This is a genomic window from Marinactinospora endophytica, assembly GCF_054780875.1.
This window is the reverse complement of the sequence record NZ_BAAGVM010000003.1, coordinates 53,737-74,398: the sequence shown is the minus strand read 5'-3', so window position 1 is coordinate 74,398 and position 20,662 is coordinate 53,737. Positions and strand designations below refer to the sequence as shown.

Annotated in this window: 19 protein-coding genes and 1 tRNA gene; 6 read left to right on the top strand and 14 right to left on the bottom strand. The window is 70.7% G+C overall.

Annotated elements, in window-relative coordinates:
- Positions 1-45: 45 nt before the first annotated feature.
- Complete coding sequence (locus ACYVHU_RS06970; protein WP_078763431.1) at positions 46-468, top strand: helix-turn-helix domain-containing protein; 423 nt, start codon at positions 46-48, stop codon at positions 466-468.
- A gap of 491 nt (positions 469-959) precedes the next feature.
- Here ACYVHU_RS06970 and ACYVHU_RS06965 read toward each other — a convergent pair whose 3' ends face one another.
- The 11 genes from ACYVHU_RS06965 to ACYVHU_RS06915 form a co-directional block, all read right to left on the bottom strand.
- Entirely contained in the window at positions 960-2,174 is a 1,215-nt protein-coding gene (locus ACYVHU_RS06965; protein WP_498947885.1) for a glycoside hydrolase family 26 protein, read from the bottom strand.
- 482 nt (positions 2,175-2,656) lie between these two features.
- Complete coding sequence (locus tag ACYVHU_RS06960; RefSeq protein ID WP_498947883.1) at positions 2,657-3,580, bottom strand: sulfotransferase family protein; 924 nt, start codon at positions 3,578-3,580, stop codon at positions 2,657-2,659.
- Positions 3,581-3,716: 136 nt separating this feature from the next.
- Positions 3,717-5,009, bottom strand: a complete 1,293-nt coding sequence (cysN, locus tag ACYVHU_RS06955) for a sulfate adenylyltransferase subunit CysN (RefSeq protein WP_268805606.1) — start codon at positions 5,007-5,009, stop codon at positions 3,717-3,719.
- 54 nt (positions 5,010-5,063) lie between these two features.
- Entirely contained in the window at positions 5,064-5,990 is a 927-nt protein-coding gene (gene cysD, locus ACYVHU_RS06950) for a sulfate adenylyltransferase subunit CysD (protein ID WP_078763434.1), read from the bottom strand.
- 40 nt (positions 5,991-6,030) lie between these two features.
- Positions 6,031-6,822 carry a 3'(2'),5'-bisphosphate nucleotidase CysQ gene (locus ACYVHU_RS06945; protein ID WP_078763435.1) on the bottom strand — a complete coding sequence of 264 codons (792 nt, stop codon included), beginning with the start codon at positions 6,820-6,822 and terminating at the stop codon, positions 6,031-6,033.
- Positions 6,823-6,827: 5 nt separating this feature from the next.
- Positions 6,828-8,300 carry a sugar transferase gene (locus ACYVHU_RS06940; protein ID WP_498947881.1) on the bottom strand — a complete coding sequence of 491 codons (1,473 nt, stop codon included), beginning with the start codon at positions 8,298-8,300 and terminating at the stop codon, positions 6,828-6,830.
- Between the two features lie 278 nt (positions 8,301-8,578).
- On the bottom strand, positions 8,579-9,238 hold the full coding sequence (gene pth / locus ACYVHU_RS06935; RefSeq protein ID WP_078763502.1) for an aminoacyl-tRNA hydrolase: 660 nt from the start codon (positions 9,236-9,238) through the stop codon (positions 8,579-8,581).
- 26 nt (positions 9,239-9,264) lie between these two features.
- Positions 9,265-9,897: a 50S ribosomal protein L25/general stress protein Ctc gene (locus ACYVHU_RS06930; RefSeq protein ID WP_498947879.1), complete on the bottom strand. Its 633-nt coding sequence runs from the start codon at positions 9,895-9,897 to the stop codon at positions 9,265-9,267.
- A gap of 253 nt (positions 9,898-10,150) precedes the next feature.
- On the bottom strand, positions 10,151-11,128 hold the full coding sequence (locus ACYVHU_RS06925; protein WP_078763438.1) for a ribose-phosphate diphosphokinase: 978 nt from the start codon (positions 11,126-11,128) through the stop codon (positions 10,151-10,153).
- 17 nt (positions 11,129-11,145) lie between these two features.
- Entirely contained in the window at positions 11,146-12,600 is a 1,455-nt protein-coding gene (glmU, locus tag ACYVHU_RS06920; protein WP_078763439.1) for a bifunctional UDP-N-acetylglucosamine diphosphorylase/glucosamine-1-phosphate N-acetyltransferase GlmU, read from the bottom strand.
- Positions 12,601-12,898: 298 nt separating this feature from the next.
- Positions 12,899-12,970: transfer RNA gene (locus ACYVHU_RS06915), tRNA-Gln, on the bottom strand.
- A gap of 318 nt (positions 12,971-13,288) precedes the next feature.
- Between ACYVHU_RS06915 and ACYVHU_RS06910 the strand changes: the two genes are divergently transcribed.
- The 4 genes from ACYVHU_RS06910 (at position 13,289) to ACYVHU_RS06895 (ending at position 16,522) form a co-directional block, all read left to right on the top strand.
- Positions 13,289-14,245 carry an acyl-CoA desaturase gene (locus ACYVHU_RS06910; RefSeq protein ID WP_078763440.1) on the top strand — a complete coding sequence of 319 codons (957 nt, stop codon included), beginning with the start codon at positions 13,289-13,291 and terminating at the stop codon, positions 14,243-14,245.
- A 14-nt stretch (positions 14,246-14,259) separates the two neighbouring features.
- Positions 14,260-14,898 carry a TetR/AcrR family transcriptional regulator gene (locus ACYVHU_RS06905; protein WP_078763441.1) on the top strand — a complete coding sequence of 213 codons (639 nt, stop codon included), beginning with the start codon at positions 14,260-14,262 and terminating at the stop codon, positions 14,896-14,898.
- 112 nt (positions 14,899-15,010) lie between these two features.
- Entirely contained in the window at positions 15,011-15,520 is a 510-nt protein-coding gene (locus tag ACYVHU_RS06900) for a MarR family winged helix-turn-helix transcriptional regulator (protein WP_078763503.1), read from the top strand.
- 69 nt (positions 15,521-15,589) lie between these two features.
- Positions 15,590-16,522 carry an SGNH/GDSL hydrolase family protein gene (locus ACYVHU_RS06895; RefSeq protein WP_235001127.1) on the top strand — a complete coding sequence of 311 codons (933 nt, stop codon included), beginning with the start codon at positions 15,590-15,592 and terminating at the stop codon, positions 16,520-16,522.
- A 65-nt stretch (positions 16,523-16,587) separates the two neighbouring features.
- Here ACYVHU_RS06895 and ACYVHU_RS06890 read toward each other — a convergent pair whose 3' ends face one another.
- The 3 genes from ACYVHU_RS06890 to ACYVHU_RS06880 form a co-directional block, all read right to left on the bottom strand.
- Positions 16,588-18,372, bottom strand: a complete 1,785-nt coding sequence (locus ACYVHU_RS06890; RefSeq protein WP_498947876.1) for an ABC-F family ATP-binding cassette domain-containing protein — start codon at positions 18,370-18,372, stop codon at positions 16,588-16,590.
- A gap of 118 nt (positions 18,373-18,490) precedes the next feature.
- Positions 18,491-19,390, bottom strand: a complete 900-nt coding sequence (locus ACYVHU_RS06885; protein ID WP_078763504.1) for a transketolase family protein — start codon at positions 19,388-19,390, stop codon at positions 18,491-18,493.
- Between the two features lie 45 nt (positions 19,391-19,435).
- A complete protein-coding gene (locus ACYVHU_RS06880) occupies positions 19,436-20,128 on the bottom strand; it encodes a thiamine pyrophosphate-binding protein (RefSeq protein WP_078763444.1) in 693 nt (230 codons plus the stop codon).
- Positions 20,129-20,193: 65 nt separating this feature from the next.
- On the opposite strand from ACYVHU_RS06880, the gene soxR reads away from it, so the two are divergent.
- Complete coding sequence (gene soxR, locus ACYVHU_RS06875; protein ID WP_078763445.1) at positions 20,194-20,655, top strand: redox-sensitive transcriptional activator SoxR; 462 nt, start codon at positions 20,194-20,196, stop codon at positions 20,653-20,655.
- Positions 20,656-20,662: the final 7 nt, after the last annotated feature.

The window sequence follows — 20,662 nt, the reverse complement described above, 5'->3', positions numbered from 1 at the left end:
CGGCCCCACCGGTGCGCTGTCACACCGCCGTGGTGTCATGTCCGGATGGACCGCGCCATCGAGGAGACCAACCGGCGGATGTTGCGCGCCCGGGACGCGATGGACCGCGCCTACGGTGCCCCTCTGGACATCCCCGCCCTCGCCCGGATCGCTCACGTGTCCGAGGCCCACTTCATCCGGACGTTTCGCGCCACCTTCGGTGAGACGCCCCACCGTTACCTGCAACGGCGTCGGGTGGAGCGCGCGATGTTCCTGCTGCGCACGACCGAGCACAGCATCACCGAGATCTGCTTCGACGTGGGTTTCAACAGCCTGGGAACGTTCGGCCGCACGTTCCGCGCCATCGTCGGGGAGTCCCCGGGTGCCTACCGGCTGCGCGGCCCGCTGCCCGCCGTGCCGAACTGTTTCGCGATGGCCTGGATGAGACCGAGCAGTCTCGGAGCAGCCGCCCCGGCGGTAGACGACTAGCGTCGTCACCGTGTTCACCGCGATCGCGCGGTCTCAGATCTTCGTCTTGGCCCAGGACGAGACACTCGATTTCCACGTCGGCGAACTGGGTCTTGAGGTGGGTGCCGAGGCCGACCTGGGCTTCATGCGCCGGCTGACCGTCCACGCCCCCGGCGGCCCCTCCCGCCAGATCCCGCTGGAGCGGCCGGAGCCCCCGCCATGGACGAGGCGACGGCGCGGCAGGTCCGTGAGATGGTCGCCAAGGGCGCCATGGGCGGCCGGCTCATCCTGGCCACCGACGACTGCCGGAAGACGTATGAGCTGCTCGAACGGGGCGTGGAGTTCACCGATCCGCCGCTCCGGCGCCCCTACGGCATCGACTGCGGCCTGCGCGCCCCCTTCGGCGATCGGGATCCGGATCGGGCGGCTCGACCCCCTTCCCTAGTTCCCCGCCGACCGTCGCGGGCGTCCCCCGACCGGCCCATGGCCGGGTCGGTCGGGGTGGGAAGCGGTCAGTCGCGCTCCTGGCGGGGATCGTCGCCGATCCCCTTCAGTTTGTCGACGAGCTCCAACGCCTCCAGGATCGCCTCACGGGCCTCGTCGGGGATGTTGAGGTAGTCGTGCCGGCTGGCCTCGACGAACCCCTCGCGGGCGGCCTCGTTCTTCAGCACCCGGAAGTCGCAGGTGGGAGCGGTCATGTCATCCCAGATCTGCACCGCCCGGACCCGCTCGTACTTGGTCAGGGTCTCGGGGATCTCGGCGTACCACTGGGCGGTTGCGTCGGGATCGCCGGGGATCGGCACGGTCCCGGCCTCGCCGATCATCACCGGCTTGTCCGGGTCGATGCCGTGCCGCTCGCCCTCGGTCTGCACCCACTCGTACATGGGCGCCAGGGCCTCCTCGAACGACAGGACGTGGTCCCATCGCGGCTGCAGCTCGCAGCCGGTCATGTTGTAGGCCTCCCAGCTGATCCAGTCGACGTAGTCGTTGCCCGGCCACAGGCCCGGCAGACGGTCGAAGTTGTGCGGCCAGCCGGTCACGTTCCACACGAAGATCGCGTTGTCCGCGCCGTTGTCGCGGTACAGGTCGACGATGTGCCGCCACGCCTGGACGAACTCCCGTGGGGTGCCGCGCTTGTTGTAGCGGCGGTTGGCGTCGGCCTCGTGGTCGAAGGTGATGAACACGGGCGCGCCGAGCTCGGCGACGCCCCGGGCCTGGGAGCGCAGCGAGTCGTCGAAGCGTCCCTCGATGATGTCGCTGTAGTCCACCGCGGGATGGCCCTTCCTGGTGAACCTGCGCGCCTCGACGTTGGCGTGGATGAAGCGTCCCTCGGCGGCGAGGTGCCGTTCCCGTTCGTTGGGCAGCTCGTGCTGGTCCACCCCGTGCCAGGTGTAGACGATGTCCATCCGGCGCCCGCTGGCCTCCTCCAGCGGGTAGACGTTGCCCCGCCACGGGCTGGCTCCCCACCAGACGCCGCACGACGGTTCGAGGATCTCGTCGACGCGGCAGTCGGGATCGGTCCCGGGAGAGGGAACGATCGAGGGCCGCGGCGAGGGCGTACCGTAACCGGGCGGCAGGGAGAGCGCCGGATGTGACGGGGTCGGGGAGGGCGCGTCGTGCCCTCCGATGGTCGTGGACGGTTCGTAGGTGGGCGAATCCGAAGGGTCGTCGTGCACGTTCGCGGGCCGTATGGTGTAGTCGCCGCAGCTGGTGACGAACAGTGTCACCGCGATGAACAGGGCGCCGGACCATGCGGCCCGGTGCCGTTGGCGACCTGGCCGAACCCGGCCCGTCCCTTTGCCCGATCCCCCCGTCTTCGCGGAATCATCTTTTCCGCGCATACACAACTGATTACCATATGAACACTTCTCGTAACGCTAAGTAACGGAAAACGGCGAGTTGCGGACCATCGGCATAGCCCGGGTCACGTTCTACCGGCGATCGCCCCCCGCGGCCCCACAGCGCGCGTGGTCGCGCCCGCGTCCCTCCCGGTCCGGGCGCGCCGCCCACGGATCACCGGGGCCGCGACGGGGCACGGGGCGTCGGCCATCGCCGGCGGCGCGATCCGCCGCCCCTCGCCCTGATCGGACACGGGCCGCCGGGTTCCCCGAGGACGTCGACGAGGCCGGCCGGCGCCGCCGGCCACCCATGCGCCGGTCGGGTCCAGACCCGCCGGACGGGCCGTGACGGCGCCCGGCCCCGCGCCGACTCAGTAGCCGTACCGCCGCCGCACCGGGGCGGTCAGCGCCGAGACGACGACCCGGTGCCGGACGGCGAGCCCGCTCCGCCACGCGGTGTCCGCCCGCACCTCGACGGGCCCCGTGGTGAAGCGCATGGGGTTGCCCGAGACCGTATGGGACTCCGACAGCCGCACGGTGCCGTCCACGGCGACGGGGACGTCCCCGCGGTGACCGGCGAACTCCGCGATCGCGCGGAACTCCGCCGCCGGCGCCGCGACGAAGTCCTCGTAGCGCACCCGGCGGGTGGGGACGCCGGCGCGGGCCAGCGCCGCGAACACCGTGTTCTGCGCCATCCACTGCACCGCCGCGCGCGGCGGGGAGTAGCGCGCCATCTCCTGTTCGAGGCTGCTCGCGGTCGCCTCCGGACGCGGCAGCCGCTTGCCCCAGGAGTGGGCCACGGCACGCGGGTCGCGCACGACGTGCAGGACGCGCAGCCCGCCGCCGTAGCGTCGGCGCAGGCACGCCGCGAGTGAGGCGTGCTTGCTGGAGTCGACCACGACCTCACAGCCGCTCACGGCCGCCACCGCGGCGTAGAGGCGGTCGTACAGGGCCGTGTAGCGCGCCACGCGCTCGGCCATCCCCTCGGGCAGGTCCCGCCCCAGCAGCCGGGGGACGAAGCGCGTACGGTCCACCGAGTCCTTCAGCGCCAGCACCTCGGACGGGTCCAGGCGTTCCCAACCGCCGAACGCCTCGACGCCGACCTCACGCCAGAAGCCGCAGTCGCGGAACGGCGCCCCACACCCACAGGGCTCACCGTCCACCAGGCTACGCCGCCACAGGTGCACGACCTCGCCGACCGAGCACACACCGGGAAGCTCGCCGAGAAGCCGTTCGATCAGGGTCGACCCGGAGCGGCCGATGCCCCCCACAAAGACCAGCCGGAAGTTGTCCATGGGTAGCCATACTGCCACGCTCGGTAGCGTTCGCGGCGAGGGCGGGCCGTCGGGGCCGCCGGCGAACCGGGTCGGGCCGGACGGGCGGGACCCCTCGTCCGAAGGGGTGGCCGTGGCCGCCCGGCCCACGGTCGGCTCAGCCGGTCTGGACGATCATGCCGGCCCCCACCGTCGTGTTCGTCCCCTCGTCGATGAGGACGAACCCGCCGGTGAGGCGGTTGCGCTTGTACTCGTCGGCGAACAACGGCTGGGTCGCGCGCAGGCGCACCCGGCCGATCTCGTTGAGGGAGAGGCGGTCTGCGGCCTCGTCCCGGTGGAGGGTGTTGACATCGAGCCGGTAGTGGAGGTCGCGGACCATCACCTTGGCCGTGCGCGTCGTGTGCTTGACGATCAGCCGGGAACGCGGGGTGAGGTCGCGCGCCTCCGACATCCAGCACACCATCGCGTCGATGTCCTGGGTGACGGCCGGCTGGTTGTTGGGCCGGCAGATCATGTCGCCTCGGGAGATGTCGATGTCGTCCTCCAACAGGAGCGTGACCGACATCGGCGCGAACGCCTCCTCGACCTCCCCGTCGGCGGTGAGGATGCGGGAGATCCGGGTCGGCAGGCCCGAGGGCAGGTGGACGACCTCGTCGCCCGGCTTGAGCACGCCTCCGGCGACCTGACCGGCGTACCCGCGGTAGTCGTGCAGCCGGGGGTCGTCGGCGCGCTGCGGCCGGATCACGTACTGCACCGGGAACCGCACGTCGATGAGGTTGCGGTCGGAGGCGATGTGCACGTTCTCCAGGTGGTGCAGCAGCGAGGGGCCGTCGTACCACGGCATGTTGAGGGAGCGCTCGACCACGTTGTCCCCGTGGAGCGCGGAGATCGGGATGAAGGTCAGGTCGGTGACGTCGAGCTTGGTGGCGAAGGCCGAGAACTCGCGCTTGATCTCCTCGAAGCGCGCCTGGTCGTAGTCGACCAGGTCCATCTTGTTGACCGCGAGCACCAGGTGCGGGACCTGGAGCAGGGTGGCCAGGAAGGCGTGGCGGCGGCTCTGCTCCTGGAGCCCCTTGCGGGCGTCGACGAGGATGATCGCGAGGTCCGACGTCGACGCCCCGGTGACCATGTTGCGCGTGTACTGGATGTGGCCGGGGGTGTCGGCGATGATGAAGGTCCGGCGCGGCGTCGCGAAGTAGCGGTAGGCCACGTCGATCGTGATGCCCTGCTCGCGTTCGGCGCGCAGGCCGTCGGTGAGCAGCGCCAGGTTGGTCTGCTCCTCGCCTCGGGTGCGGCTGGTCCGTTCGACCGCGTCGAGCTGGTCCTCGAAGATCGACTTGGAGTCGTACAGCAGGCGGCCGATCAGTGTGCTCTTGCCGTCGTCGACGGACCCGGCCGTCGCGAATCGCAGGATGTCAGTGCTCATGTGCAGGTGTCCCCAGGGGTCGATAAGGGCGCGGCGGTGGAGCGTGGGGTGCGGGAGAGGGCGTCCCGCCGGGCGGGTCTAGAAGTAGCCCTCGCGCTTGCGGTCCTCCATGGCCGCCTCGCTGGCGCGGTCGTCGGCGCGGGTCTGTCCGCGCTCGGTGATGCGGGTCGCCGCGATCTCGGCCATGACCTCGTCCAGCTCGGTGGCCGAGGAGCGCACCGCGCCGGTGCAGGTCATGTCGCCGACGGTGCGGTAGCGGACCATGGCCTCGAACACCGGTTCGTCGTCGTCCCGGGAGATGAACGGGCTGTCGGCGAGCAGGATCCCGTCGCGCTCGAACACCCGGCGCCGGTGCGCGAAGTAGATCGAGGGGAGTTCCAGCCGCTCGCGCGCGATGTAGCCCCACACGTCGAGTTCGGTCCAGTTCGACAACGGGAAGACGCGGATGTGCTCGCCGCGGTTGATGCGGGTGTTGTAGATGTTCCACAGTTCGGGCCGCTGGTTCTTCGGGTCCCACTGGCCGAACTCGTCCCGGAAGGAGAACACCCGCTCCTTGGCCCGCGCCTTCTCCTCGTCGCGTCGCGCCCCGCCGAACGCGGCGTCGAAGCCGTTGTCCTCGATGGCTTCGAGCAGGGCCGCGGTCTGCAACCGGTTCCGGCTGGCCCAGCGCCCGGTGGGCTCGGTGACCTTGCCGGCGTCGATCTGCTCCTGGACCGAGGCCACGACCAGGCGGACCCCGGCCTGGGCCACCCGGCGGTCCCGGTACTCCATGACCTCGGGGAAGTTGTGTCCGGTGTCGACGTGCATGACCGGGAACGGGATCGGTCCCGGCCAGAACGCCTTCTCCGCGAGACGGAGCATCACGATGGAGTCCTTGCCGCCGGAGAACAGCAGAACCGGCCGCTCGAACTCGGCGGCCACCTCCCGCATGATGAAGATCGCCTCGGCTTCGAGGAAATCGAGTTGGGAGAGTTGGTAACGCCCCAGGGCCGCCGACTGACTCATGAAACCGCCTCGCTCGCGTCACTTCCGGACGCGGGAGTCCTCAGCCCCCCGCGTGTGGTCCGGCGCTGTCCAGATCCGCGACGTTGCGGATACTGGCCAACAACATACTCGACAATTCCGGTCGGCATACAAGGATATCGGGGAGCGACGGATCGGTCTCGTTGTAGGTCAGCTTCGAGCCGTCGATTCGCGAGGCGTGCAGGCCGGCGGCCCGCGCCACGGCCACCGGGGCCGCGCTGTCCCACTCGTACTGTCCACCGGCGTGCAGGTAGATGTCGGCGATCCCCAACAGCACCGCGCAGATCTTCGCGCCGGCCGACCCCATCGGGACGACCTCGGCGCCGAGCCGGGTCGCGAGCCGCTGCACGAACTCCGGTGGCCGGGTCCGGCTGGTGGTGATGCGCAGTCGCTGGTCGGCCGGACGCTCCTCGGGCAGCCACGGCGGGTCGACCGTGGACAGCGTGCTGCCCTGGGCCGGCAGCGACACCGCCCCGGCCACCAGGTCGCCGTTCTCCCACAGCGCGACGTGCACCGCCCAGTCGCCCCGTCCCGCCTCGGCGAACTCACGCGTCCCGTCGAGCGGGTCGATGATCCACACGCGCCGGGCCGACAATCGGGCGGGGTCGTCGACCCCCTCCTCGGAGAGGACCGCGTCACTGGGGCGCAGGCGTCCCAGCGCGGAGAAGAGGAACTCGTGGGAGAGTCGGTCTCCCAGGGTGCGCAGGACGTCGGGCTCCTCGAAGCCGTGCCGGTCCCGCAGCCGGAGCAACTGCTGCCCGGCTTCGGTGGCGAGGTCGCGCGCCACCTCGTGGTCGTTTCGGATGCTGCTCACCAGACTCAGTATGCTCCCGCCCCGCGGATCACCGCTGAACACGTCTTCCACAGGATCTGGACGTCGAGGGTCAACGACCAGTTTTCCACGTACCTCAGATCCAGCCGGACGGATTCCTCCCAGGAGAGGTCGGAACGTCCACTGACCTGCCACAGCCCGGTCATTCCCGGCTTCACGACGAGCCTCCGCCGTACGTCGTGACCATAGCGGGCCACCTCCTCGGGCAGCGGGGGCCGCGGCCCCACCAGGGACATGTGCCCCAGCAAGACGTTGAACAGCTGCGGCAGCTCGTCCAGCGAATAGCGCCGCAGCCAGGCCCCCAGCGGGGTGACCCGCGGGTCCTTGCGCATCTTGAACAGCACGCCGTCGTGCTCGTTGCGGGGGCGCAGCACCGCCTTGAGCGCCTCCGCTCCGACCACCATCGTACGGAACTTGTAGACGGTGAACTCGGCCCCGTCCTTGCCCACGCGGGTCTGCCGGAACAGGGCCGGTCCGGGTCCCCCCATCCGGATCAGCAGGGCCAGCACCACGAACAACGGGGACAGCAGCACCAGCGCGCACGCCGCGGCCACCCGGTCGAACAGCCCCTTCACCAGGCGGCGCACACCGGCCAGCTCCGGGTGCTCCACGTGGAGCAGCGGCAACCCCGCCACCGGGCGGATCGTGGTCCGGGGACCGGCCACCTCCATCAGGGCGGGCGCGACCGTCAGGTCGGTGCCGCTCTTCTCCAGCTCCCAGGCCAGCCGGCGCAGCTCCACCCCGTCCATCTCGGGACAGGACAGCACCGCCACCGTGTCCGCGCGGACCACCCCCACCACGGCCGGGATGATCGAGAAGTCCCCGTAGACGGGACAACCGTCCACATCGGTGACGCCGGAGTCGTCCCAGGAGCCGGGCAGGCACACGCCCACGACGTTCATCCCGTGATAGGGCTCCGAGCGGAACTGCCGGATCAGCTCCCGCGCGGCCTCCCGGTGCCCCACGACCACGACCCGCCGCATGCACGCCCCCCTCGTCCGCATGCGGTGCAGGCGCTTGCGCAGCGCGTAGCGCAGGACCAGGCTGAGGAGGGTGGTGGCCGGCAGGGCCACCAGCACGTAGCCGCGGGCGACGTCGGTCTGACTCGCGTAGGCGGTGATCGCCACGGTCGCGGTCAGCATGGCCCCGGCGGTCAGGACCCGCCGGAACTCCTCGGTCCCCACCCCGATGAAGCGGCGCTCGTAGCCGCCGGCCACCGCGATCACCGCCGCCCACAGCAACGGCAGCGCGAGGGACAGCATCACGTAGGGGGACGTCGCCGGCGCGGGGACCACGTCGGCGAAGCGGGTCTGTGCCACGCCCAGCCCGGCGACCGCGGCCGCCCCCATGTCAACCGCGAGAAGGGCGCGAACGTAGGAACGTGTCCATCCCGGGGACGGTGACGTCGCGACGGTCCGTATCCGTTTGACGTCGGTCCGCACGCCACTCAATACGGCCATAAACTCCCACCTTCGACGGGGACCCCCTGTTTCCACGCACAACGACGTCACACAACGGCGGAGCCGGTCTCATTGGTGGGGATCAGGGGGCGCGGAATGCGCTCTGACCCGTAAAGAGTAGCTAAACGTGATCACTCTGTCGCGTGACGTGACGGATCGTAATCAGAAAAGCCCTCTGAGCAGCGCGGATAACGGATGGCTGTAAGTTCTCCACCACCCCGCAGACGACGAGGGGCCTCCCGCTCGGGCGGAAGGCCCCTCGTCGGCCGCGGCGCGGATCAGCGCGCGGTGTGGAACACGTTCTGGGCCCGCTCCAGGCCGTCCTTGAGCACCGCCTCGACGGCGTCGGCGGCCAGCTCGACGTTGAGGTCCAGCTCCTTGGCCTCGGTCGAGGAGAAGTTCGTCAGCACGTACTTGGCCGGGTCCATGCTCCCCGGCGGCCGGCCCACGCCGAACCGCACCCGAACGTAGTCGGGGCCGCCCAGCGACGCGGAGATCGAACGCAGACCGTTGTGGCCACCGGCGCCCCCGCCGCGCTTGAGCCTGAGCGTGCCGTAGGGGATGTCGAGCTCGTCGTGTACGACGAGAACACGCTCGACCGGGATCTTGTAGAAGGAGCACAACCCGGCGACCGGGCCACCGGACAGGTTCATGTAGGAACGCGGCTTGGCCAGCACGACCGGGACCCCCGCCAGCCGGGTCTCGACCACCTGGGCGTTCGCCTTGTGGGACTTCCAGCGTTCGCCCCCACGCCGGGCCAGCGTGTCGACGACCATGAACCCGGCGTTGTGCCGATGCCCCGCGTAGTTGGGTCCGGGGTTGCCCAGACCCACGATCAGCCACCTCTCGGTGTTCACGTCACTCCCATGCGCCTCGGGGGAGCGGTCCTCCGACACGAATGCGCGGCCCCCCGACAGGCGTCGCAGGAGACCGCGCATCATCAGCGGAAGACCCGTTCCGGGGCTTACTCGGCTTCCCCGGCGGGAGCCTCGGCGACCTCGGCGTCAGCGGCCTCGCCCGCAGGGGCCTCGGCGCCCTCGCCCTCGATCTCCTCCTCGGTGCGCTCGGCGGCGACGGTGAGGAGGATGGTCTCGGCGTCGGTGGACAGCTCCACACCGGAGGGCAGCTTCAGGTCGCCGGCGGTGACGTGCGCGCCGACCTCAAGGCCGTCGACGTTGAACTCGACGCCCTCGGGGATGTGGGTGGCCTCGGCGAGCACCTCGACCTGGACGAGCTCCTGGTTGAGCACACCGTCCTTGGCGATCTCGCCCGTGAGGTTCACCGGGATCTCGACCGCGACCTTCTCGCCCCGCTTGACGACCAGCAGGTCGACGTGCTCGAGGAAGCCCTTGATCGGGTCGCGCTGGACGCTCTTGGGCAGGGCCAGGTTGTCCTTGCCCTCGATGCCGTCGACACGCAGCAAGACGTTGGGGGTCTTCAGGGCGAGCATCAGGTCGTGGCCCGGCAGGTGGATGTGGCGCGGCTCGGTGCCGTGGCCGTAGAGGACGGCCGGCACCTTACCCGCGCGGCGGGCGCGACGAGCGGCACCCTTCCCGAACTCGGTGCGCGGTTCGGCAGCGATGCGTACCTCGGACACGACGAAACTCCTCGGGATCACCCCCGCAATGGCGGGGAAACACGACTTCTGTAGAACCACTCCCGCATGGGGCGGGGAGACCCGCATTCACGGGGAACACGACCGCGCCGCGCCACCCAGAGAGCCCACGCGACCGCGGGGACGAGCCCCACAGACGCGGGGACACTCATTTCAGTCTACCGGCTCGCGGGACGACTCCGGACACGGGCGGCAGGCCCGGGACGCGATCCTTTCCCGGGCCTGCGTCGTGGGACTAGCTCGCGCCCTCGAACAGGCTGGTGACCGAGCCGTCGCTGAAGACCTCGTTGATGGCCCGGGCCAGCAGCGGGGCGATCGACAGCTGGGTCAGCTTGTCGAAGGAGCGCTCCTTGGGCACCGGCAGCGAGTTGGTGATGACGACCTCGGAGATCCGGGAGTTCTGGAGGCGCTCCGCGGCCGGCCCCGACAGCACGCCGTGCGTGGCGGCGGCGATGACCTTCGAGGCGCCCTGCTCGAACAGCGCGTCGGCGGCCTTCACGATCGTGCCGGCGGTGTCGATCATGTCGTCGACCAGGATGCAGGTGCGGCCCTCGACCTCGCCGACCACCTCGTGCACCTTGACCTCGTTGGCGACGTCGGGGTCGCGCCGCTTGTGGATGATCGCCAGCGGCGCGCCCATCCGGTCGGCCCAGCGGTCCGCGGTGCGGACGCGTCCGGCGTCGGGAGAGACCACGGTGGCGTCGGCGACGTCGACCTGCGAGGCGACGTAGTCGGCGAGGATCGGCAACGCGAAGAGGTGGTCCACCGGGCCGTCGAAGAAGCCCTGGATCTGGTCGGTGTGCAGGTCGACCGCCATGAGCCGGTGCGCGCCCGCGGTGTAGAACAGGTCCGTCATCAACCGGGCGGAGATGGGCTCGCGCCCGCGGTGCTTCTTGTCCTGCCGGGCGTAGCCCAGGAAGGGCGTCACGACGGTGATGCGCTTGGCCGAGGCCCGCTTGAGCGCGTCCACCATGATGAGCTGCTCCATGATGGACTCGTTGATCGGGTCGGAGTGGCACTGCAACACGAAAGCGTCGCAGCCGCGCACCGACTCCAGGTAACGCACGAAGATCTCGCCGTTGGCGAAGTCCTGGAACTTCGTCGGCGCCACGTCGATACCGAGCTGTTCGGCCACCTGTCCTGCCAGCTCAGGGTGGTTGCGCCCTGAGAAGAGCATGAGTTTCTTCTGACCTGCGGCCTTCATGCCGGTCACTGCTGTTTCCCCCACAATCAGTCGCTCGCAGCGCTGTTCTCGTCCGCCCGTCGCGCGGCCTCGGCCGCGGGCGTCCCAGGGCGCTTGCGCTGTACCCACCCCTCGATGTTGCGCTGCTGACCGGCCGAGACCGCCAGTGCGCCGGGTGGGACGTCTTCGCGGACCACCGTTCCGGCGCCGGTGTAGGCGCCGTCCCCGACCCGGACGGGCGCGACGAACATGTTGTCGCTGCCGGTGCGGGCGTGGTCGCCGATGGTCGTGCGGTGCTTGGTGACACCGTCGTAGTTGACGAACACCGACGAGGCGCCGATGTTGACCCCACGGCCGATGTCGGCGTCGCCGACGTAGGTCAGGTGCGGAACCTTCGTCCCCTCGCCGATGTTGGCGTTCTTCACCTCGACGTAGGTGCCGATCTTGACCTTGCGGTCCAGCACCGCGCCGGGACGCAGGTAGGCATAGGGACCGACGGTCGCCTCGGGGCCGATGAGCGCCTCGTGGGCGACGGTCATCGACACCACCGCGTCGGCGCCGACCTCGGTGTCACGCAGGACCGTGGCCGGACCGATGTGGGCGCCCTCGCCGACGACGGTGCGCCCCTGGAGCTGGGTCTGCGGTTCGATGACCGCGTCACGGCCGACGCGGACCCCGGCGTCGACCCAGGTGGTGGCGGGGTCGACGATGGTCACGCCGTCGCGCATGAGAGCGGTGAGCAGCCGGTCGTTGAGCAGCCGGCGGGCCTCGGCGAGCTGGACGCGGTCGTTGACCCCCTGGATCTCGACCCAGTCGCCGGCCAGCGCCGCGCCGACGCGGTGACCGTCGCCGCGCAGGATCCCCACGGCGTCGGTGATGTACTCCTCGCCCTTGGCGTTGTCCGTGGACAGCCGCTTGACGACGTCGCTGAGGAGGGCGCCGTCGAAGGCGTACATGCCGGAGTTGATCTCGTCGATGGCGAGCTGCGCCTCGTCGGCGTCGGCGTGCTCGACGATCCCGGTGAAGACGCCATCGGCGTCGCGGACGATCCGGCCGTACCCCGCGGGGTCGGGGACCCGGGCCGAGAGCACGGTGACGGCGTTCCCGGCCTCCTCGTGGGCGGCGACGAGCCCGGCCAGCGTCGCGCCGCGCAGCAGCGGCGTGTCGCCGTAGGCGAGCACGACCGTGCCCGACAGCTCGACACCCTGCTCACGCAGCGACTCCACCGCCATGCGGACGGCGTGGCCGGTGCCGTTCTGGCTGTCCTGGACGGCGGTGCCGACTCCGGGGGCCACATGCTGGAGGTGCTGGACGACCTGCTCGCGCCCGTGGCCCACGACGACCACGGTGCGCTCGGGGTCGAGTTCGGCGGCCGCGGCCAGGACGTGGCCTAGCATGCTGCGGCCGCAGATCTCGTGCAGGACCTTGGGAAGCCGGGACTTCATTCGGGTGCCCTCGCCCGCCGCGAGGACGATGACGGCAGCCGGGCGGCTCACGCTCACTGGCGGAGACTCCTCATGTCGCTGGCGGATGATCTGTGCGTCGGCGCACGACGGGATCGAACCCACGAAGCCGACGTGACGTGTCGGCGAAACTGACGGCAGTTTGCGGGCGCGCGAACAGAGAAGAGCCCGGGCCGACATGGGCAGCATACATCCGGGGCAATGCGACGGTGGGGGCGGTCCCACCCGGAGGACGGGACGCCGCGCCCGGCTCCGTCGGAGGCCGGGGCCGTGGGCGGCCCGCTCGGCGCGCCGCCTGTGAGATCGGCTACCCCCGCAGCGAGGCGGACCTGAAGGGCTCCCGGGCTAGGACTCGAACCTAGAACAGACGGACCAAAACCGCCGGTGTTGCCGATTACACCACCCGGGACCGCGATCAGAGCACACCCGGACCGACGTCGCTTCCGATCGGGGTTCGACCGCTGAGGCAAACGATAGCGGGTCGTCCCCACCAGAGCACACCCATATGTCGCGGTCAGGCCGCGCCGAGGTGACACGCTCCTCTCCCCTTTTGTCGCGAGCGGGACTTTGCCGCCTGTTTTCCCGCTCACATCTTGCCAAACCTACGGCTGCGTAGGTTACGGTTACGTAGGTATAGGTTACGCGGCCGTCGTCCGGGCGTCGCGTCCTCGCCCCTACCCGGCGAGGACGCGACGATTCACACAACGGCCTTGAACGAGGTGGGCAGATGACCACAGCACCCGAGACCGCTCTCGACTCCACGAAACGCACGCCCGAGCCGGAGCTGGACCCGGAGGGCCAGTCACTCGGCAACCGGATCACGGTCTTCTTCTTCGTCCTGGTCCCCCTGCTCGCTCTCATCGCGGCCGTCCCCTTCGCCTGGGGGTGGGGACTGACCTGGCTCGACATCGCCATCGGCGCCGTGTTCTACGTCATCGGCGGCCTGGGCATCACCGTGGGCTTCCACCGGCACTTCACCCATGGCTCCTTCAAGGCCAAGCGCCCGCTGCGCATCGCCCTGGCCATCGCCGGCAGCCTCGCCATCGAGGGCGGCGTCATCAAGTGGGTCGCCGACCACCGCCGTCACCACAAGTACGCCGACGCCGAGGGCGACCCGCACTCGCCGTGGCGCTTCGGCGACGACTGGCGTTCGGTCGCCAAGGGCCTGTTCTACGCGCACATGGCCTGGATGTTCCTCAGCGAGGAGAAGACCTCTCCCAAGCGCTTCGCGCCCGACCTGCTCAAGGACAAGGACCTCGTCAAGATCGACCGCTGGTTCGGCGCGATCGTGTTGTTCTCGCTCCTGGCCCCGGCCGTGATCGGCGGTCTGATCACCATGTCCTGGTGGGGGGCCTTCACCGCCTTCTTCTGGGGCGGCCTGGTGCGCGTGGCCCTGCTGCACCACGTGACCTGGTCGGTCAACTCGATCTGCCACACGATCGGTGAGGAGAACTTCGAAGTCCGCGACCGTTCGCGTAACGTGTGGTGGCTGGCGATTCCCTCGTTCGGGGAGTCCTGGCACAACCTCCACCATGCCGACCCCACCTGCGCCCGGCACGGCGTCCTGAAGGGTCAGATCGACATCTCCGCTCGCGTCATCTGGGCCTTCGAGAAGCTGGGCTGGGCCACCAAGGTGCGCTGGCCCAACGCGGAACGTCTCGCCGCCAAACGCGTCAGCGTCTGATCTGATTGGCGATCATGGAAGCCGTGAGCGAGCAGAAACCCCGGTCCCGCAGGAAGCGCATGACCGGCAAGGAACGTCGAGAACAACTTCTCGACATCGGGCGGGAACTGTTCGCCGAGCGCGGCTTCGACGGTACGTCGATCGAGGAGATCGCGGCTCGGGCGGGCGTCTCCAAACCCGTGGTCTATGAGCACTTCGGCGGCAAGGAGGGCATCTACGCCGTCGTCGTGGACCGTGAGATGCAGCGGCTGCTGGGCATGGTCAGCGACGCCCTGATCGGTGACCACGCCCGCACCAAGCTGGAGCGCGCGGCCTTGGCACTGCTGCGCTACATCGAGGAGAGCAGCCAGGGTTTCCGGATCCTGGCCCGCGACTCCCACGCCGCGTCGGCCACGGGGAGTTTCGCCAGTCTCATCAGCGACATCGCCTCACAGGTCGAGCACATCCTGGCCGAGGAGTTCAAGTCACGCGGCTACGATCCCAAGCTCGCCCCGCTGTACGCGCAGTCGCTGGTGGGCATGGTCGCCCTCACCGGACAGTGGTGGCTGGAGGTGCGCAAGCCCAAACGCGAGGTGGTCGCCGCGCACCTGGTCAACCTGGCCTGGAACGGCCTGTCGAGCCTGGACCCCAAACCGCGGCTGGAGAGCGCGTAACGGCGCCGTGCCGCCGGGTGCCCCTGCCGGCCGGAGCCGCGCCGCCGGATCGGTTGAGGGGGAACTCGCTCTCCGACCGCACTATCTCGATATCGAGAGATAAGCTGTGGCCATGCGCGACGAGGTTGATGGGCTGGTCGAGGCGTGGCGGGCGGAACGCCCCGACCTCGACGTCGAGCCGCTCCAGGTCCTCAGCCGGGTCTCCCGCCTGGCCCGGCACCTGGACCGCGCACGACGCACGGTGTTCACCGAACACGGCCTGGAGCCGTGGGAGTTCGACGTGCTCGCCGAGCTCCGCCGCTCCGGACCGCCCTACGAGCTGAGCCCGGGCCGCCTGCTGCGCGCCACGCTCGTCACCTCCGGCACCATGACCAACCGGATCGACCGCCTCGCCGCGGCCGGCCTGGTGCGCCGCTTCCCCGATCCCGCCGACAAGCGGGGCGTCCTGGTCCGCCTGACCGATGAGGGCCGGGAGCGGGTCGACGGCGCGCTGACCGCGCTGCTGGACTACGAGAAGACGATCCTGGGAGCGATGCCCGCCTCGGAGCGGCGCCGGCTCGCCGCCCTGCTCAGGTCCCTGCTGTCCCCCCTCGACGAGCCCGACCCCCGCCAGCGCACCTGAGACCGTGGACGGGCGCGTCCCGGCGCGGCCGTCCCGACCGCCTGTGCCCGGACGTCCCGAGGAGCAGACGTGACCCCACGCAGATGGGCCTCCGCCATGGCCGCCGCCGCCCTGACCCTCCTGGCCGGATGCACCGCCGCCTCGGAAGGTCCGTCCACGGCGCCCTCCGACCTCCCGCGTCACTACCTGTCCCTGGGAGACTCGCTGGCCGTGGGGGCCCGCCCCGACGGGACCGGCGGCCTGGTCGAGACCGACGAGGGCTACCCCGACGTGCTCGCGCGCACCCTGCGGGAACGCCTCCCCTCCCTGGAACACGAGCGGCTGGGGTGCTCGGGAGAGGACAGCGCGAGCTTCCTCGGCGGAGGGGCGCCGGGATGCGACCACCCGGCCGGGTCCCAGCTCGCCGCGGCCGAGGGGTTCCTCCGCGAGCACCGTGACCGGACCACGCTGGTGACGATCGACATCGGCGCCAACGACGTCATGCGCTGCGCCTCCCTGACGGAGGGGCTCTCGTCCGCGCGCATCGACGAGACCTGCGTCCGCGAGGGGCTGTCGGCCGTCGAACGCAATGTCCCGCAGATCGCCGAGCGGCTGCGCGCCGCGGCCGGCGAGGACGTCCCCATCGTCGGCATGACCTACTACAACCCGTTCCTCGCCGTCCTGCTGCTCGACGGCGCCGGGACGGCGGCCCCACCCCTGGCTGAGGGGCGCGCCCCCGGGGAACTCGCCCGCTACTCGGCGGACGTCGTGGCCGAGCTGAACGCGACGCTCACCGACGCCTACGCCTCCGCGGGGATCGAGGTCGCCGACGTCGCCGCGGCCTTCGACTCCGACGATTTCCAGGTCCCCGCCGACAGCGAGACCGGCCTGCCCGCCAACGCGCAACTGATCTGCGACACCACCTGGATGTGCGACATCGGGGTGGGGCCGGACATCCATCCCCGCCCCTCCGGAGCCGAGCGGATCGCCCGGACGTTCGCCGACACGCTCGAAGGGACCTGAGCCGGCGTAGCGCGCGGCGCGGGGAGGACGGGGCGGGGCGGCCCGGCACCGGGCCGCCCCGCGGGCTACTCGCCCAGTTTCTCCGCCTCGATGAGCCAGAGATCCTCCAGCTCCTCACGCTCGGCGGTGAGCGTCTTGAGCTCGGCGTCGAGCTCGGCCAGCCGGGTGTAGTCGTTGGCGGCCCCGGCCATCAGGTCGTGCAGCTCGGCCTCCCGGGCGCCGATGCGGTCGATGCGGCGCTCGATGCGCTGCATCTCCTTCTGCACCGCCCTGCGCTCGCCGGCCGACAGCCCCGGCTCCGCGCGCTCGGCGGCCAAAGGACCGGACCGGTCCCCCGAGCCGCCCGAGACGGGGACCCGCCCGGACTCCGGGTCGACGCGCCGGGCCAGGTACTCGTCGACACCGCCCGGCAGGAACACCATGCGGCGGTCGCCCAGCAGCGCGAGCACCTTGTCGCACACCCGCTCCAGGAAGTAGCGGTCGTGGCTGACCAGGACGAGCGACCCGGGCCACCCGTCGAGCAGGTCCTCAAGCTCGTTGAGCGTCTCGATGTCGAGGTCGTTGGTCGGCTCGTCCAGGAGCAGCACGTTCGGCTCGTCCATGAGCAACCGGAGCAGCTGGAGACGCCGCCGCTCCCCGCCCGACAGGTCGCCGATCGGGGTCCACTGGCGTTCGCCCCGGAATCCGAAGCGTTCCAGCATCTGGCTGGCCGAGTACTCGCGCTTGCCGATCGTGACGTGCTCGCGCACGTCCATCACGGTCTCCAGCGGGCGCCGGCCGGGGTCCAGCTCGGTGAGGTTCTGCGACAGGTGCGCGAGCCGCACCGTCTTGCCCCTGCGCACCCCGCCCTCGTCGGGCTCGCGGTCACCGGCGAGCACGCGCAGCAGCGTGGTCTTGCCGGCGCCGTTCACACCGACCAGCCCGACCCGCTCGCCGGGCCCGAGCTGCCAGGTGAGACGTTCCAGCAGGGTGCGGTCGCCCACGCGCAGCGTCACGTCGTCGAGGTCGATGACGGTCTTGCCGAGCCGCGAGGTCGCGAACCTGACCAGCTCCACCGTGTCGCGGACGGGCGGCACGTCGGCGATGAGCTCGTTGGCGGCCTCGATCCGGAACTTGGGCTTGGAGGTGCGGGCGGGCGGGCCGCGGCGCAGCCAGGCGAGTTCCTTGCGCATGAGGTTCTGCCGGCGTTCCTCGGCCGCCTGCTCCAGGCGACGGCGCTCGGCCTTGGCGAGCACGTAGGCGGCATAGCCGCCCTCGTAGCGTTCGACCCGGCCGTCCACGACCTCCCACGTGCGGTTGGTGACCGCGTCGAGGAACCAGCGGTCGTGGGTGACGACCACCAGGGCCTCACGGCGTGCCCGCATGTGCTCGGCGAGCCAGGCGATGCCCTCGATGTCGAGGTGGTTGGTCGGCTCGTCCAGCAGGATCAGGTCGTGGGTCTCGACGAGAAGCCGCGCGAGTGTCGCCCGGCGCCGCTCCCCGCCCGACAGATTCGCCATCGGGAGGTCGAGGTCCCAGCCGCCCAGGAGGCCGCGCAGCACGTCGCGGATGCGGGCGTCGCCCGCCCACTCGTGCTCGGAGCGCTCCCCGAGCACGAACGCGCCGACGGTGGTGTCGGGAAAGGAGTCGCGCTGGTGCAGGAACCCGACGCGCAGGCCGCGGTTGTGCACCACCCTGCCGGAGTCGGGCTCGACACGTCCGGCGACCACGGACATCAGCGTGGACTTGCCACCCCCGTTACGGCCGACGACGCCGATCCGGTCCCCCTCGTCGACCCCGAGCGAGACCGAATCGAGGAGCACCAGCGGCCCGTAGGCGAGGGAGACGTCCTGAAGGTTGACCAGATTCATCGTGGTTCCATTGTGCTGGCTCCACCCGACCGCGCGGACCATTCCTCTTCCTGCGCGCACTCCCCGAAACGCCGGCGCCCCCCGCCGATCATCGTGCGAGGGCTCGCCGGCCGCGGGGTCAGGCGGCGAAGAAGGAACGTACGGCGGCGGCGATGCCCGGCACGTCGAGGCCGTGGAGGCGATCATGGTCGGCCGTCGTCCCATAGGCCCGCACCTCCGTCTCGCGGGAGACCCCCAGCGACCTTTGCCGGTGCCGCCGGTCCTCCAACGCGACCGCGACCTCGGGGGCGGAGGTTCCCGCCAGGTAGGGCTCGACCACCATCACGTCGGCCCGGCCGGCCGCCGCGACGATCCTGTTCAGCCCCGCGCGGTCGAACGGTCGCACCGTGGCCAGGTAGGCCACCGTCACGTCGACCCCCTCCGTCGCGGCGAGCACCCGGTCCAGCATCGGCCCCACCGCCACGACCACTCCCAGTGACCGCGCCGACCCCGCCCGGACGACCACCATGCCCTGTCCCACCGGACGGGCCGCCGCGTTGCCCCGGGAGGACAGGCGCAGGTAGACGCGCTCGTCCGAGGCCAGCGCGGAGCGCAGCAGGTCCGGCACCTCGTCCTGGTGGCCGGGGACGTGCACGGTCCAGCCCGGCAGGGTGTCCAGCAGGGCGACGTCGCCCGGCGCCATGTGGGTGCGCCCGGCCTCGGGCGCGTCGTAGGAGCCGCCGATGCTGACCAGCACCGCGCCGACGTCCTGGTGTCCCAGGTCGAGTTTGACCTGCTCGAACGGACGCTCCAGCAGGAAGGGGGTGTAGGTGTGCACGACCGGGCGCAGACCGGTCAACGCCAGGCCGCCGGCGACACCGATCATCAACTGCTCGCGTATGCCGACGTTGATGACCCGGTCCGGGTGCCGGGCGGCCACCGCGGTGAACCGATCGGCGGAGATGTCGGCGAGGACCAGGGCCACCCGGGGGTCGGCGTCCAGCGCCTCGGTCACGGTGGTGATGAACACCTCCCGCATCTCCTGGGAGGTGACGGTCGGTGGGACGGTCAGGGTCATCTGTTGTCACTCCTTGGGTGCGACCCGGGCCACGACGGCCAGCGGGTGTCCGGTGTGGGGGGCGGTGAACGCCTCGTAGAGGGCCGCGTGGTCGCGTCCGTTGACGGTGCGGGTGGCCCACCCCTCACGGGCGAACCGGTCGGCGATGCCGCCCGGCCAGCCGAGTGACGCCGAGCGGTTGTCGATGACGACGGCGGTGAGTTCGGTCATCCCGAGCCTTCCGGCGACCGCGATCGCCTCGTGGTTGCTGCCCTCGTCCAGTTCGGCGTCGCCGAGGAGGACGACGACGCGCGGGGTGGTGCGGCCCTGGGCGCGCAGCCCCAGCACCGTGCCCAGGGCGAGCCCCAGGCCGTGTCCGAGCGAACCGCTGCCGATCTCCACCCCTGGGATGAGGGTCCGGTCGGGATGCTGTCCGAGCGGGGAGTCGACGCGGTTCCAATGGCGCAGCGTGCGCGCGTTGAGGAACCCCTTCGCCGCGAGCACCGCGTAGTAGCAGATCGGCCCGTGCCCCTTGGAGAGGAGGAACCGGTCACGGTCGGGGTCGTCGATCCGGTCGGGGGCCACGTTGAGGACGCGGTCGTAGAGGACCCAGAGCACATCCAGGGTGGACGTCGCGGCCGCCTGGTGTTTCTCGTCGCCTGACATCAGTCCGATGAGCGCGGGCAGATCGGCGTACCTGGAAAGAGTCGTCGTCGCCATGCCGCCAGTCTCGAACCTCGAGTTAACTAGAGGTCAAGCGTCCGGACCCTGGAACGGAGAGTGACGTGGCACACCTTCCCGTACGACTGACCATCGGCCAGCTGGCCGAACGCAGCGGCGTACCGCACACCACCCTGCGCTTCTACGAGGAGCGCGGCCTCATCACCAGCGAGCGCACCAGCGGCAACCAGCGCCGCTACCACCGCAGCACGCTGCGCCGGCTCGCGTTCATCTCGGCCGCCCAGCGCGTCGGCCTGTCCCTGAGCCAGATCCACGACGCGCTGGCGACCCTGCCCGACCAGCGCACCCCGACCGCCGCCGACTGGGCGCGCCTGTCCGAGCAGTGGCGGACCGAGCTGGACACCCGCATCGACGCGCTGCAACGGCTGCGCGACCGGCTCACCTCGTGCATCGGGTGCGGGTGTCTGTCGCTGCGCTCGTGCGGCCTGCACAACCGCGACGACGTTCTCGCCGCCAACGGCCCCGGGGCTCCCCTGCTCAAACCGGCGCGGGAGGGCGGCATGTGACCCGCCG